This is a genomic window from Streptomyces sp. NPDC104761, assembly GCF_055583445.1.
This window is the reverse complement of record NZ_JBVJNZ010000002.1, coordinates 196943-210565: the sequence shown is the minus strand read 5'-3', so window position 1 is coordinate 210565 and position 13623 is coordinate 196943. Positions and strand designations below refer to the sequence as shown.

12 protein-coding genes are annotated in these 13623 nt (G+C 72.1%); 8 read left to right on the top strand and 4 right to left on the bottom strand.

What is annotated here, in order from left to right; genetic code table 11:
* Positions 1–36 precede the first annotated feature (36 nt).
* Positions 37–525 (bottom strand): MarR family winged helix-turn-helix transcriptional regulator, encoded by a 489-nt coding sequence (locus tag ACZ63F_RS07490; RefSeq protein WP_469709578.1) that lies wholly within the window; start codon positions 523–525, stop codon positions 37–39.
* A gap of 88 nt (positions 526–613) precedes the next feature.
* On the opposite strand from ACZ63F_RS07490, the gene ACZ63F_RS07485 reads away from it, so the two are divergent.
* Positions 614–1201: an NADPH-dependent FMN reductase gene (locus tag ACZ63F_RS07485; protein ID WP_469709577.1), complete on the top strand. Its 588-nt coding sequence runs from the start codon at positions 614–616 to the stop codon at positions 1199–1201.
* A 115-nt stretch (positions 1202–1316) separates the two neighbouring features.
* On the opposite strand, the gene ACZ63F_RS07480 is transcribed toward ACZ63F_RS07485, so the two are convergent.
* Complete coding sequence (locus ACZ63F_RS07480) at positions 1317–1937, bottom strand: MerR family transcriptional regulator (RefSeq protein WP_351957364.1); 621 nt, start codon at positions 1935–1937, stop codon at positions 1317–1319.
* A 221-nt stretch (positions 1938–2158) separates the two neighbouring features.
* Between ACZ63F_RS07480 and ACZ63F_RS07475 the strand changes: the two genes are divergently transcribed.
* The 4 genes from ACZ63F_RS07475 to ACZ63F_RS07460 all read left to right on the top strand — a co-directional run bounded on the left by ACZ63F_RS07475 (position 2159) and on the right by ACZ63F_RS07460 (position 5888).
* Positions 2159–3685, top strand: coding sequence for a flavin-containing monooxygenase (locus ACZ63F_RS07475; protein WP_469709576.1), 1527 nt, complete (start codon positions 2159–2161; stop codon positions 3683–3685).
* Positions 3682–4638, top strand: coding sequence for an alpha/beta fold hydrolase (locus ACZ63F_RS07470; protein WP_469709575.1), 957 nt, complete (start codon positions 3682–3684; stop codon positions 4636–4638). The genes ACZ63F_RS07475 and ACZ63F_RS07470 overlap by 4 nt, the downstream gene beginning before the upstream one ends.
* The gene (locus ACZ63F_RS07465) at positions 4635–5519 is read left to right on the top strand and encodes an SDR family oxidoreductase (RefSeq protein ID WP_469709574.1); all 885 of its coding nucleotides are present in this window, start codon (positions 4635–4637) and stop codon (positions 5517–5519) included. Before ACZ63F_RS07470 ends, ACZ63F_RS07465 begins: the two co-directional genes overlap by 4 nt.
* Before the next feature lie 99 nt (positions 5520–5618).
* Complete coding sequence (locus tag ACZ63F_RS07460) at positions 5619–5888, top strand: hypothetical protein (RefSeq protein WP_469709573.1); 270 nt, start codon at positions 5619–5621, stop codon at positions 5886–5888.
* Positions 5889–6026: 138 nt separating this feature from the next.
* Here the strand turns inward: ACZ63F_RS07460 and ACZ63F_RS07455 are convergent, their stop codons facing one another.
* On the bottom strand, positions 6027–9437 hold the full coding sequence (locus ACZ63F_RS07455) for a S41 family peptidase (protein WP_469709572.1): 3411 nt from the start codon (positions 9435–9437) through the stop codon (positions 6027–6029).
* Positions 9438–9604: 167 nt separating this feature from the next.
* Here ACZ63F_RS07455 and ACZ63F_RS07450 point away from each other — a divergent pair, with 167 nt between their 5' ends.
* From ACZ63F_RS07450 to ACZ63F_RS07440, 3 genes are all read left to right on the top strand, one after another.
* On the top strand, positions 9605–10207 hold the full coding sequence (locus ACZ63F_RS07450; protein WP_469709571.1) for a TetR/AcrR family transcriptional regulator: 603 nt from the start codon (positions 9605–9607) through the stop codon (positions 10205–10207).
* A 124-nt stretch (positions 10208–10331) separates the two neighbouring features.
* Positions 10332–12551 carry an MMPL family transporter gene (locus ACZ63F_RS07445; protein WP_469709570.1) on the top strand — a complete coding sequence of 740 codons (2220 nt, stop codon included), beginning with the start codon at positions 10332–10334 and terminating at the stop codon, positions 12549–12551.
* A gap of 122 nt (positions 12552–12673) precedes the next feature.
* Positions 12674–13195: a YbaK/EbsC family protein gene (locus ACZ63F_RS07440; protein ID WP_469709569.1), complete on the top strand. Its 522-nt coding sequence runs from the start codon at positions 12674–12676 to the stop codon at positions 13193–13195.
* A 23-nt stretch (positions 13196–13218) separates the two neighbouring features.
* Here the strand turns inward: ACZ63F_RS07440 and ACZ63F_RS07435 are convergent, their stop codons facing one another.
* Positions 13219–13485 (bottom strand): hypothetical protein, encoded by a 267-nt coding sequence (locus tag ACZ63F_RS07435; RefSeq protein WP_469709568.1) that lies wholly within the window; start codon positions 13483–13485, stop codon positions 13219–13221.
* Between the last annotated feature and the right edge of the window lie 138 nt (positions 13486–13623).

Sequence of the window (13623 nt, the reverse complement as noted above, 5' to 3'; positions counted from 1 at the left end):
ATCGGCGGCGTCTATGAGGGCGGTTCGGGACGCGATCTATGCGGCGCCGTCGCCGGCAGCCTCGCTGCGGCGGGGCTCCAGGCGCTCGGCCGCTTGCTCGCTCCATGCCCGGATGACCGATGCCTGCTCGGGGGTCAGTGAGTCGAGGAAGTGGCGGCGGATGTTGCCGCCGTGCACGAGGGTGGCGTTCTGGGCGGCGCGGCGCCCCTCGGCGGTCAGCCCGATCCCCGCGCGGCGACCATCGGCCCCGTACTGGGTGCGCTTGACGAAGCCGCGTTTTTCCATGCGCGTCAGCTGATGTGAGACGCGGCTCTTGTCCCAGTCGAGCGATTCGGAGAGCTCGCCGACACGCATCTCGCGGCCGGCGGCCCGCCACAGCGTCACCAGCACGCTGAACTCGGCCTTCGAGATGTCGCAGTCACGCTGGAGACCACGTTCCAGCTCCCTGGTGAGCAGGCGCTGCGCGCGCATCCAGGTATCCCAGAACTCCCACTCCTCGGGTTCCAGCGATCGAGTCTCCGTCATGTCGCCGAGGATACCGCGACCAGCAGAGTTGTCACTTCAACTCTCATCGACCTAGAGTTGACGTGACAACTCTCCAGGGAGGAAGCCCGTGCCGCTTCGCATCGCAGTCATCCTCGGAAGCACCCGCCCCGGACGCCGCGGCGACCAGATCGCCGCCTGGGCGCTGGAGGCCGCCCGTGCCCACGGTGGAGCCGACTACGAACTCATCGACCTCGCCGACCACGACCTGGGCAACCTCGACGAGCCCGGCAACCCGAACTTCCAGCAGTACCAGCACGACCACACCCGCGCCTGGGGTGCACTCGTCGACAGCTTCGACGGCTACGTCTTCCTCGTCCCCGAGTACAACCACTCCTACCCCGGAGCCCTGAAGAACGCTCTGGACTACGTCTACCGGGAGTGGAACGACAAGGCCGCCGGGATCATCAGCTACGGCGGCTGGGTCGCCGGGGCACGGGCCGCCGAGGCGCTGCGGCTCGTCCTCGCCGAACTCCAGGTGGCCACGGTCCGCGCCCAGCCCACCATCTCGACACACGCCTCGTTCCACACCGGCGCCTTCGTCCCCCAGGAGGGCCTCGACACCGCCGTGGGCAGCATGCTCGACCAGCTGATCACCTGGTCCGGCGCCCTGCGCGGGGTGCGCCAGGCCGGGACACAGACGCCCACGGCCGCATGAGGCGACCAGAGGGCCGATCGCCGGCGCCGCGCCAGGGCCGGTGGCAGACCACCTGCCCTGCACCGCGGACGCCGAACGGCAGGCCGCCTTCCCCGACTGGCTGGACCGAGCGCCCCTAGGCCCGCTTGCGCAGCCGCCGGTCCAGTGCCAGGGACACCTCCGCCTCCACCACGCTGCGGGCCAGTGGGCGCAGGCGTTCCATGTCTTCCTCGGGGCCGTGGCGCAGGACGAGGTCGGCGAAGAGCTCGGCGAGGGCGTCGGCGTGCCGGCGGACGCTGCGGCCGGCGGCCAGGACCTCGGCGAGCGGGAAGCCCTCGCGGACCAGGGCCTCGGAGGCGTCCAGCAGGCGGCGGCTGATGTGGACGATGTCGTCGCCGTCGGTGCCGAGGTAGCCGAGGTCCATGGCGGCGGCGAGGTTCTCCGGAGTGACCTCGCCCTCGAAGCGGGCGGCGAGCTCCTCGGGGGTGAGGCGGACCGGCTCCTCCTCGGTGGGGGTGTCGACGCCGATCAGGTCGGCGACGTTGCGACCCTGGTCGAGGGCTTCGGCGAGCTCCGCGATGCCGTTCAGGGTGTGGCCGCGTTCCAGCAGCGCCGAGATCGTGCGCAGCCGGGCCAGGTGGTGGTCGTCGTACCAGGCGATGCGGCCCTCGCGGCGGGGTGGCCGGATCAGCTTGCGCTCGCGGTAGAAGCGCAGGGTGCGCACGGTGATGCCGGCCCGTGCGGCCAGTTCCTCCATGCGGTACTCGCGGCCGCCGCCCTGGGCGGAGGCCGTGGAGGTCGTTCGTCCGCCGTCGTCCGTCACGTGCGCAGCCTATGTTGTACCGCCGGTACCCGCGGCGGAGCCGCTGATGTGAACGTCCTCCGTCCGGGGCCTACCCATCGGTACGGAGCTGCTCTACAGTCCAACCGTGCCAGTGTTCACTGGCGTAATCACGGGCGAGGTGTGGAGGCTCCGGGATGGCCCAGCACGAGCATGTACGGGTGGCGGTGATCGGGTCCGGGTTCGGCGGGCTGGGCGCGGCCGTGCGGTTGCGCAGGGAGGGGATCACCGACTTCGTCGTCCTGGAACGGGCCGGCAGCGTCGGCGGTACCTGGCGGGACAACAGCTATCCGGGGTGCGCCTGCGACGTGCCCTCCCACCTGTACTCCTTCTCCTTCGCACCCAACCCCGACTGGCCGCGCACCTTCTCCGGGCAGGAGCACATCCGCGCCTACCTGGAGCACGTCACCGACGTGTTCGGGCTCCGGCCCCACCTCCGCTTCGACGCCGAGGTCAAGCGGATGGCCTGGGACGCGGAGGCGCTGCGCTGGGAGATCGAGACCGCCGCCGGCGCCTTCTCCGCCGACGTCGTCGTCTCCGCCACCGGTCCGCTCTCCGATCCGAAGATCCCCCGGATCCCGGGCCTGGACTCCTTCCCCGGCAAGGTCTTCCACTCGGCCCGCTGGGACCACGACTACGACCTGCGCGGCAAGCGCGTCGCCATGGTCGGCACCGGCGCCTCCGCGATCCAGATCGTGCCCGCCGTCCAGCCCGAGGTCGACCGCCTCACCCTCTTCCAGCGCACCCCGCCGTGGGTGATGCCCCGCGCCGACCGTGCCATCAGCGCCGCCGAGCGCCGGCTGCACCGCGCGCTGCCCTTCACCACCCAGGCCCGGCGCGGCCTGCTGTGGGGCATCCGGGAACTCCAGGTCCAGGCGTTCACCAAGCGGCCCGACGAACTCGGCCTGGTGGAGAGCCTCGCCAAGCGCAACATGGCCCGCGCGATCAAGGACCCCGCGCTGCGCGCCAAGCTCACCCCCGACTACCGCATCGGCTGCAAGCGGATCCTGCTCTCCAGCACCTACTATCCGGCGCTGGCCCGGCCGAACGTGGACGTGGTGGCGAGCGGGCTCAGCGAGATCCGCGGCTCGACGCTCGTCGCCGCCGACGGCAGCAGCGCCGAGGTCGACGCGATCATCTTCGGCACCGGCTTCCACGTCACCGACATGCCCATCGCCGAGCGGGTCGTCGGCGCCGACGGGCGGAGCCTCGCGGAGACCTGGAAGGGCGGCATGGAGGCGCTGCGCGGCGCCTCGGTCGCGGGGTTCCCCAACTGGATGACCATCATCGGGCCCAACACCGGCCTCGGGAACTCCTCCATGATCCTCATGATCGAGTCCCAGCTGAACTACCTGGCCGACTACCTGCGCCAGCTCCGCGTCCTCGGCGGCCGGGCGGCCCTGGACGCGCGCCCCGCCGCCGTGGCCGCCTGGAACCACAAGGTCCAGGAGCGCATGAAGCGCACCGTCTGGAACACCGGCGGCTGCACCAGCTGGTACCTGGACGCGAGCGGCCGCAACACCACCGTCTGGCCCGGTACGACCACGGAGTTCCGGCGGGCCACCCAGCGGGTGGACCTCGCGGAGTACGACGTGATCCGCGCGCCCCTGCCGACCGGCAGCGCCGGCGACAGTGACATGGCCGGCGCGGAGGTGGGGGCATGAGCCGGCTCACCCACGTGACCTCCGGGCCGTACGCGCCCCCCGCCCCCGCCCGCGAACTCACCGTCGTCTCCGCCGACGGCGCCCGCCTGCACGTCGAGGTGCACGGCCCCGAGGACGCGCCCCCCGTCGTCCTCACCCACGGCTGGACCTGCTCGACCGCCTTCTGGGCGGCCCAGACGCGCGAACTGGCCGTCGACCACCGGGTGATCGCGTACGACCAGCGGGGACACGGGCGCAGTCCCGCGAGCCCCGCGTGCACCACCCAGGCGCTGGCGGACGACCTCGAAGCGGTGCTCGCGCACACCCTCGCCCGCGGGGAACGTGCCGTGATCGTCGGCCACTCCATGGGCGGCATGACCGTCATGGCGGCCGCCGCGCGCCCGCGCTTCCGCGCGCACGCAGCCGCCGTCCTGCTGTGCAGCACCGGCAGTTCGCGGCTGGTCGCGGAGGCGCTCGTCCTGCCGTTGCGGGCCGGCGGCCTGCGCACCTGGCTGACGGCGCGGGTCCTGGCCTCGCGCGCCCCGCTCGGTCCTGTCACGCCCCTCGCGCGGCGCATCCTCAAGTACGCGACCATGGGCCCGGGTTCCGCCCCGCACATGGTCGAGGCGTGCGCGCGGATCGTGCACGCCTGCCCGAGCGCCGTGCGCCACACCTGGGCGCGCGTCCTCGCGCAGCTCGACCTCGACCACGGCGTACGGGAGTTGAGCGCGCCCACGGCGGTCATCACCGGCACGGCCGACCGGCTCACGCCCCCGGTGCACGCCCGCGCGCTGATCGCCGCGCTGCCGCACCCCCTCGGCCTCACCGAGCTGCCGGGGACGGGCCACATGACTCCGGTCGAGGCACCGGAACTGGTCAACGCAAAGATCCGGGAACTGGTCACCGCGTACGTGACCGGCGCCCCTGAGGAAGCCGGCGCCGACGGGCCCGCGCGGATCAAGGAGGGCTCATGAGCAGGGTCGGTCTCGAAGGGCAGGTCGCCGTCGTCACCGGAGCGGCGCGCGGTGTCGGCGAGTTGCTCGCCCGCAAGCTCTCCGCGCGCGGGGCGACGGTCGCCCTGGTCGGGCTGGAGGAGGAGGCGCTCAAGGAGGTCTCCGGCAGGCTGCACGGCGACAGCGCCCACTGGTACGCCGACGTCACCGACCACGAGGCGATGAGCCGGGTCGCGCGGGAGGTCAAGGAGCGGTTCGGGAAGACCGACATCGTGGTGGCCAACGCCGGGGTGGCGAACGGCGGTCCGTTCGCCGAGTCGGACCCCGAGGCCTGGCGGCGGGTGATCGAGGTCAACCTGATCGGCTCGGCCGTGACGGCGCGCGCGTTCCTGCCGGTGCTCACCGAGAGCCGCGGCTATCTGCTGCAGATCGCGTCGCTGGCGGCGATCACGCCCGCGCCGATGATGACGGCGTACTGCGCGTCCAAGGCGGGCGTGGAGGCGTACGCGCACAGCCTGCGCGCCGAGGTCGGCCACCAGGGCGTGCGGGTCGGGGTCGGCTACCTGTCCTGGACGGACACCGACATGGTGCGCGGCGCCGACCAGGACGAGGTGATGCGGGAGTTGCGGCAGCGACTGCCGTGGCCGGCGAACAAGACGTACCCGCTGGGTCCGGCCGTGGACCGGATCGTGGCCGGCATCGAGCGGCGCTCGGCGCACGTGTACGGGCAGTGGTGGCTGCGCGGGATGCAGGGCGTGCGCGGGTACCTGCCGGCGCTGATCGGCACGGTCGGGCAGCGGGAGATGAAGCGGTTCGCGCCCCGGCTGCAGGGCATGCGTACGGGGCTCGTCGGCGCAGGTGGGGCGGCCGACGAGGAGGCGCGCGCTACGCACCGTCATTGATCGAAATGCGCGCGTAGTCGCCCCGTGTGAGTCTGGTCGAGGCCCCGGTCGACACCGGCTGAGGGCCGATCCCCTCACCCTCCACGGGAGTGAACCCACATGGGTATGAAGGACAAGGCCGGCAAGATGCAGGGACAGGCCAAGCAGAAGATGCAGGAAGGCCGGCAGCAGGCCCCGCAGCGTGGCCAGCAGGCCCCGCAGCCCGGCCAGCAGACGCAGCAGCGTGGCCAGCAGGCCGCCCAGCACACTCAGCAGCGCGGCCAGCAGGCGCAGGAGCGCGGCCGGCAGATGACTGAGCGCGGTCGCCAGAACCTGGACGACACCGAGCAGGAGATGCAGGACCGGTTCGACCAGGACTACGACGCCTAGTCGTTGCCCTTGGCTCGGCCGAATCGACGTGGGGCGCCCTTCTTCGCGGAGGGTGCCCTGCGTCTGGTTCTGGGGGTGGTGACGGTGGTGGGGGCGGGTACGGGTGCGTGGGGGCTTGTCGCGCAGTTCCCCGCGCCCCTACAGGTCGGGACGCCCGCCGGTGTCGGGAGAAGTTCTGGGGGGCAGCTTCGGGCGGGAGCGGTCGGGGACTTCGCTGTAGTCCGGGGGGACCGCTGCCGGGTGGTCGGTGAGGAGGTCCAGGGCCAGTTGGATCGCGTCGTCCATCTCGACGTGGCGGCCCTCCGCCCAGTCCATCGGGGTGCGCAGGACCTCCAGGTCGGGGGTGACGCCGTGGTTCTCGACGGACCAGCCGTAGTCCTCGAACCAGGCCGCGTTCATCGGCACCGTGATCACCGTGCCGTCGCCCAGGCGGTGGCGGCCGGTCATGCCGACCACTCCGCCCCAGGTGCGCTGGCCGACGACCGGGCCGAGCTTCAGCAGCTTGATCGCGGCCGTGATCATGTCGCCGTCGGAGGAGGTGGCCTCGTCGGCCAGCGCGACGATCGGGCCCCGTGGGGCGTTGGAGGCGTACGACACCGGCTGGGCGTTCCGCGTCAGGTCCCAGCCGAGGATGGTCCGGGTGAGCTTCTCCACGACGAGTTCGCTGATGTGGCCGCCCGCGTTGCCGCGGACGTCGACGATGAGCGCCGGCCGGGAGACCTCCATCCGCAGGTCGCGGTTGAACTGGGCCCAGCCCGAGCCGCCCATGTCGGGGATGTGCAGGTAGCCGCACTTGCCGCCGCTCATCTCCCGTACCACCTCACGGCGTTTGGCCACCCAGTCCTGGTAGCGCAGCGGCCGTTCGTCGACCAGCGGGAGGACGGCGACCCGGCGCGGCGGCCCCGACTCGCCCTCGCCCGGGACGAACGTCAGCTCCACGGTCGTGGCCCCCGCCCCCGCGAGCAGCGGGAACGGGCCGGCCACCGGGTCCACCGGTCTGCCGTCGACATGGGTGAGGACCGCGCCCTCCCGGATGCCGGTGCCCGCGAGCGGGGAACGCGCCTTGGAGTCGGAGGAGTCGCCGGGCAGGATCCGCTGGACCGTCCAACCGCCTTCCCGGCGCACGAGGTTGGCGCCGAGCAGGCCCTGGAAGCGCTGGTAGTGCGGCGGGCCCTCGTTGCGGCGGGCCGGGGTGACGTAGGCGTGCGAGGTGCCCAGCTCGCCGAGGACCTCACGGAGGAGGTCCGCGAAGTCGTCGGGGGACGCGACCCGTTCGACCAGGGGCCGGTACTGGTCGAGCACGCCGTCCCAGTCGATGCCGCACATCCCGGGATCCCAGAAGTAGTCCCGGATGAGGCGGCCGGCCTCGGCGTACGACTGGCGCCACTCGGCGGGCGGGTCGACCTGGTGCAGGATGCGGCGCAGGTCGATCCAGACGGTCGTGTCGCCGTCGCCGGACTCGGTCGACGGCACGGCCCGCAGCTCGCCCTCGTCGACCACGACCAGCCGGCTGCCGTCGCCGCTGACCGTGAACCAGTCGAGGTGGTCCACGAGTTCGGACTTCTTCGCCTTGGTGATGTTGAAGTACTCCAGGGTCGGCCGCCCGCTGGTGTCGGCCGGGTTGACGAAGGTCTCGCCCAGCGCGCCCGAGATCGGCCAGCGCAGCCAGACCAGGCCGCCGCCCGCGACCGGGTACAGCGCCGAGTACTTGGAGGCGGTGACCGGGAACGGGGTCACCCGGCTCTCCAGCCCCTCCACCTCGACCGTCACCGCGCCGCCCTCGCCGGGTTCCTCGTCCTCGACGGGGTCCAGGCCGCCGGCCGCCGGCCGCCCGTCCGGGTTGAGCGCGAACGGGGAGGGGGTCGCCGAGGAGAGCGGGACCAGGTAGGGGCGGCAGCCGAGCGGGAACGACAGATCGCCGGTGTGCACGTCGTACACCGGGTCGAAGCCGCGCCAGGACAGGAACGCGAGGTAGCGGCCGTCGCGGGTGAAGACCGGGTTCTCGTCCTCGAAGCGGCCGTTGGTGACGTCGATGACGAGCCGGTCGCTGATGCGGGCCATCTTGATCTGCCGCAGCGAACGGCCGATGCCCGGATGCGACCAGGTCAGCCACGACCCGTCCGGTGAGAAGGCCAGATCACCGACCGGTCCGTTGACCGACTGGATCAGTTCGGTGACCACGTCGTCGGAGCCCGCACCGTCAACAGGGTCAATGTCGACGGGACCGGAGGCGTCAACGTGGTCAACTCCGGCAACTCCGTCAACGTCGTCAACTCCGGCAACGTCGTCAACTCCGTCAACGTCGACGGCCCCGACGGCCTCGGTGACGTCGCCCACCTCCTCGGTCACGTCGATGAGCAGCAGCCTGCCGTCGTGTGCCGCCACCGCCAGCCGTTCGCCGAGGGGGTCCGAGACCAGTTCGAGCACCCGGCCCAGCTTCCCGCAGGCGAGGCGGCGCGGTGGGCGGTCGCCGGTCGCCCGGGGCAGGTGGGCGATCTCGACGGCGTCCTCGCCGCCGGCGTCGGTGACGTAGGCGATCTGCCCGGTCGAGCCGAGCATCTCCGGGAGCCGTACCCGTACGCCCGGGGTGTCGGCGATGGTGCGGGCCGGTCCGTCGCGGTGGGTGAGCCAGTACAGGCTGCCGCGTACGACGACCGCGCTGGCCCGTCCGGTCTCGTCGACGGAGACGCCGTCGACGTGCTGGGCGGCCGGCACCTGGTAGGGGCGGCGCCCGGGCCGGGGCCCGGAGAGGCGTACGTCGAGGCGGCGCGGTGCGGCGTCCGGGCCGAGGTCGTCGACGAGCCAGAGGTCGCCCGCGCACTGGTACACGACCCTGGTGCCGTCGCTGGCGGCGTGCCGGGCGTAGAAGGCGTCGTGGTCGGTGTGCCGGCGCAGGTCGGAGCCGTCGTAGGCGCAGGAGTAGAGGTTGCCGACGCCCTCGTGGTCGGAGAGGAAGGCGATCCGGCCGCCGACGAACATCGGGGAGTCGAGGTGGCCGCCGATGCCCTCGAGCAGCCGCTGTCCGTGCAGCCACAGGCGGCCCATGGCGCCGCCCCGGTAGCGCTTCCAGCCGGCCGGCTCGTGCGGCGGGGTGCCGGTGAGCAGAAGGGTCCTGCGTTCGTCGGCGATGTCGGTGACCTGGATGTCGGCGACCGGCCCCCAGGGCAGTTTGCGGCCCGGGTCGCCGTCGGGGGAGACCTTGTAGGCCCAGGTGAAGTAGGAGAAGGGCTGGCCGTGCGAGGCGACCGCCAGGATGTCCCCCTCCGGCGTCCAGCCGCACACCCGGGTGTCGGCGCTGCCCCAGTACGTCAGCTGCCGGCCGGGCCCGCCGCCGGCGTCGACCAGGTGGATCTCGGGCACCAGGCTCCGCCAGCTCGTGTACGCGATCCGGCGGCCGTCGGGGGAGAAGCGCGGATGGCCGGTCTTGGTGCGGTCGACGGTGAGCCGCCAGGCGCGGCCCGGAGTGTCGATCGCGGTCAGCCAGAGGTCGTCCTCGGCCACGAAGCACAACAGGTCGCCGCTGAGGTGCGGCAGGCGCAGATAGCTCACCTCCCCATGCTTCGCCGGGGGCGGAGGGCCGGCAACTCGTGGCAGCTCGCGGTTTTCCCGGCCGCGTGAGACAGCACACGTACGAAACGGTTTCGTTTCTGTAGATCGCAGGGTATGTTCGGGGTGTAAGCACGAAGGCGATGGTGGAGCAATGAAGGGTGAGTGGCATGACTGAGGTCGCAACGGCGCGTCGCAGTCGCATCACGCCCGAGCGTGAGGCCGAGCTGTACGAGGCCGTGCTCGACCTGCTCCGGGAGGTCGGCTACGACGCCCTCACCATGGACGCCGTCGCCGCCCGCACCAAGTCCAGCAAGGCCACCCTCTACCGCCAGTGGGGCGGGAAGGCCGAACTGGTGGCCAAGGCGGTCCGGTACCAGAAGCCGGGGGCCGCGCTCGACGAGATCGACACCGGCTCGCTCCGCGGCGACCTGCACGCCATGACGCTGCGCTCCGACGACTGCGAGATGGAGCAGAACTCCGCGCTGATGCGGGGTCTCGCCATGGCGATCCACGGCAACCCGGATCTCCTGAAGGCGTTCAAGGAGCACCTGATCGAGCCCGAGATGGCCGGTTTCCGGACCGTGCTGCAGCGGGCGATCGACCGGGGCGAGGTCCGTGCGGACAACCCGGCGATCGACTTCGTGATGCACATGATGATCGGTGGATTCGCCGCCCGTTCGCTGATCGACGAGCAGCCGCCCACCCAGACCTTCCTGCTGTCGTACATCGACGCCGTGGTGCTGCCCGCCCTCGGCGCACCCACCTGCTGACCCATCCCCGCAGCCAGCCCACCTGACGTCTCCGCTCACGTCGTCGGGCCGATCACCCCTGCCACCCACCGGGTTGATCACCCCTGCCCTGAAAACCCCACGACCTGACCGGGAGTACGCCCCCGTGGCCACGTTCCTCTACAAACTCGGCCGGTTCGCCTTTCGGCGACGGCACTATGTCGCCCTCATATGGGTGGCGCTGCTGACCCTCGCCGGCGTCGCGGCCGCCTCCGCCCCCGCGGCCGGCTCCAGCTCCTTCTCGATCCCCGGCACCGAGGCCCAGAAGGCCTTCGACCTGCTGGACCAGCGCTTCCCCGGCGCCAGCTCCGACGGCGCCACCGCGCGGGTCGTCTTCAAGGCACCGGCCGGCGAGAAGATGACGGACAAGCTCAACAAGGCGACCGTCAAGAAGACCGTGAAGGAACTGGCCGCCGGCTCCGAGGTCACCTCCGTCACCGACCCCTTCAAGCAGCACGCCGTCAGCAAGGACGGCACGGTCGCCTACGCCTCGGTGCGCTACGACGTCTCCGGCACGGAGCTCAAGGACTCCTCCCGCAACGCGCTGGAGGCGGCCGGGCACCACGCCGAGAAGGCCGGGCTGACCGTCGAGGTCGGCGGTGACGCGCTCCAGTCCGGGGCCGACGCGGGCGGCGCCGGTGAGGTCATCGGTCTCGCCATCGCCGCCGTCGTCCTCGTCGTCACCCTGGGCTCGCTGGTCGCGGCCGGACTGCCGCTGCTGACGGCGATCATCGGCGTGGGCATCGGCGTCTCCACCATCACCGCCCTCGCCAAGGCGCTCGACCTCGGCGACACCACGTCCACCCTGGCGATGATGATCGGTCTCGCGGTCGGCATCGACTACGCGCTGTTCATCGTCTCCCGCTACCGCAGCGAGCTGGCCGAGGGCCGCGACCGCGAGGAGGCGGTCGGCCGCGCCGCGGGCACGGCGGGCTCGGCGGTGGTCTTCGCGGGCCTCACGGTCGTGATCGCGCTCGCGGGTCTCTCGGTCGTCGGCGTGCCGATGCTGACGAAGATGGGCCTCGCGGCCGCGGGCACGGTCGTGGTCGCCGTGCTCATCGCGCTCACCATGATCCCGGCGATGCTCGGCTACGCGGGCCGCAAGGTCAGGGCCGCGGGCGAGAAGCGCCGGACGCACGCCCATGCCACCCCGAAGGACAAGCCCGGCCTGGGCGCCCGCTGGGCGAGCTTCGTGGTCCGCCGCCCGGCGGCCGTGCTGCTCCTCGGCGTGGCCGGCCTCGGCGCGATCGCCCTCCCGGCCACCCAGCTCGAACTGGGCCTGCCCGACGACGGCTCGCAGCCCACCTCCACGACCCAGCGCCGGGCCTACGACCTGCTGTCGGAGGGCTTCGGTCCCGGCTTCAACGGGCCGCTGATGATCGTGGTCGACGCCAAGGGCAGTGACGCCCCCAAGAAGGCGGCCACCAAGGTGGCCGACGACATCAAGGGCCTCAAGGACGTCGTGACGGTGACCCCGGCGGCGTTCAACAAGGCCGGAGACACCGCGACGATCACGGTGATCCCGGACTCCAAGCCGTCCTCGGTACAGACCGAGGACCTGGTGCACGCCATCCGCGACCAGGGCGCCGACGTCAAGGCCGACACCGGCGCACGGGTCCTGGTCACCGGCACCACCGCGATGAACATCGACTTCTCGCAGAAGCTCAACGACGCGCTGGTCCCCTACCTGGCGCTGGTGGTCGGCCTCGCCTTCCTCCTCCTGATCGCGGTCTTCCGCTCCATCCTGGTCCCGCTGAAGGCGGCCCTCGGCTTCCTGCTCAGCGTGCTCGCCGCGCTCGGCGCCGTCGTCGCGGTCTTCCAGTGGGGCTGGCTCGGCGGCCTGCTCGGCGTCGAGCAGACCGGCCCGATCATGTCGATGATGCCGATCTTCATGGTGGGCGTGGTCTTCGGCCTCGCCATGGACTACGAGGTGTTCCTCGTGACCCGGATGCGGGAGGCGTACGTCCACGGCGAGACGCCCGGCCAGGCCGTGGTGACCGGCTTCCGGCACAGCGCGCGGGTCGTGGCCGCCGCGGCGGTCATCATGATCTCCGTCTTCAGCGGCTTCATCACCTCCAGCGAATCCATGATCAAGATGATCGGCTTCGGCCTCGCCATCGCGGTCTTCTTCGACGCGTTCGTCGTCCGCATGGCGATCGTCCCGGCGGTGCTCGCGCTGCTCGGCAAGCGCGCCTGGTGGCTGCCGAAGTGGCTGGACCGCGCGCTGCCCAACGTCGACGTCGAGGGCGAGGGCCTGCGCGCCCTGTCCGACGAGGCCGCCGGGGCCGGCCGGGACGACGAGGACCGGGAGCTCGTACGCGTCTGACGTACGGCTCGTGACAGACCGCCGGTGAGGGTCCGTGGGGACGGGGCGCCCTCACCGGCTTCCTCGTGTACCCCGCACTTAACCACTCGCCGCACCTTCCCCCGCCCCGTTAGCGTGCCCCCATGACGACGACAGCCGCCACCGGCGCCGGCACCGGGGACTCCGGCGCCCATCCCCGTTTCGCCGCCGCCCTGGCCGAGCTGGGCCTCGGGGAACTGACCTCGCAGATCCGGCGGTTCCCGGACGCGACCCGTACCGCGGCCGAGGCCGCCGCCGCGGTCGGATGCGAGCTGAGCGAGATCTGCAAGTCGCTGGTCTTCGCGGCCGACGGGGTGCCGGTGCTGGTGCTGATGGACGGCGCCTCCCGCGTCGACGTGGAACTGGTCCGCAAGGAACTCGGCGCCGCCCGGGTGACCCGGGCCGAGGCGGACGTCGTCCGCGAGACGACCGGGTACGCCATCGGCGGCGTGCCGCCCTTCGGTCACCGGACACGCACGCGCGTGCTCGCCGACCGGGCGCTGTTGCACCACGACGTGGTGTGGGCCGCCGCCGGCAACCCCCACGCCGTCTTCCCCATCGCCCCCGCCGCCCTGGTGAAGCACGCCGGCGCCACCGTCGTGGACGTACGCGAGCCCACCGCGTGACCCCGGCGGCCACCGCGGCCTGATCAGTCCCGCCGGAGGGACAGCAAGCGCGTCGCCACGGCCAGCACCAGCCCGGCGGCGATCAGGTACCAGCCGAGGCGCTCCTGGGGCATCGCCGGTGACCACACCCGCCAGACCGACGGGGTGTAGGCGTCGGCCTCCAGGTAGTCCGCGTACCTCATGGGCGGCGGGGCGGTGCGGCCGCGCACCCAGAGCAGGACGCCTATGGCGGCACACGTCGCGGATATCGCGTACAGGACCGGGGCGCGGTTCGAGGCGGGTCTCTTCACGGGTACTTCCTCGGCGTCGTCTTGGCGGTGCTCGGTGCTCGGTGCTCGGCTGTGGCGGGCCTCGTCCGCAGGTTAAGCCACGCTCGACGGTGCCCGGCCACATCGCCCCTGTGGCGCAGGGGCGTTGCAGACCGGGGC

Excerpts from the sequence above, each read along its gene's own strand:
- ACZ63F_RS07460 (WP_469709573.1), top strand. The coding sequence starts at position 5,619 with ATGGGTATGAAGGACAAGGCCGGCAAGATGCAGGGACAGGCCAAGCAG.
- ACZ63F_RS07490 (WP_469709578.1), bottom strand. The coding sequence starts at position 525 with ATGACGGAGACTCGATCGCTGGAACCCGAGGAGTGGGAGTTCTGGGAT.
- ACZ63F_RS07440 (WP_469709569.1), top strand. The coding sequence starts at position 12,674 with ATGACGACGACAGCCGCCACCGGCGCCGGCACCGGGGACTCCGGCGCC.
- ACZ63F_RS07475 (WP_469709576.1), top strand. The coding sequence starts at position 2,159 with ATGGCCCAGCACGAGCATGTACGGGTGGCGGTGATCGGGTCCGGGTTC.
- ACZ63F_RS07480 (WP_351957364.1), bottom strand. The coding sequence starts at position 1,937 with ATGGAGGAACTGGCCGCACGGGCCGGCATCACCGTGCGCACCCTGCGC.
- ACZ63F_RS07465 (WP_469709574.1), top strand. The coding sequence starts at position 4,635 with ATGAGCAGGGTCGGTCTCGAAGGGCAGGTCGCCGTCGTCACCGGAGCG.
- ACZ63F_RS07450 (WP_469709571.1), top strand. The coding sequence starts at position 9,605 with ATGACTGAGGTCGCAACGGCGCGTCGCAGTCGCATCACGCCCGAGCGT.
- ACZ63F_RS07470 (WP_469709575.1), top strand. The coding sequence starts at position 3,682 with ATGAGCCGGCTCACCCACGTGACCTCCGGGCCGTACGCGCCCCCCGCC.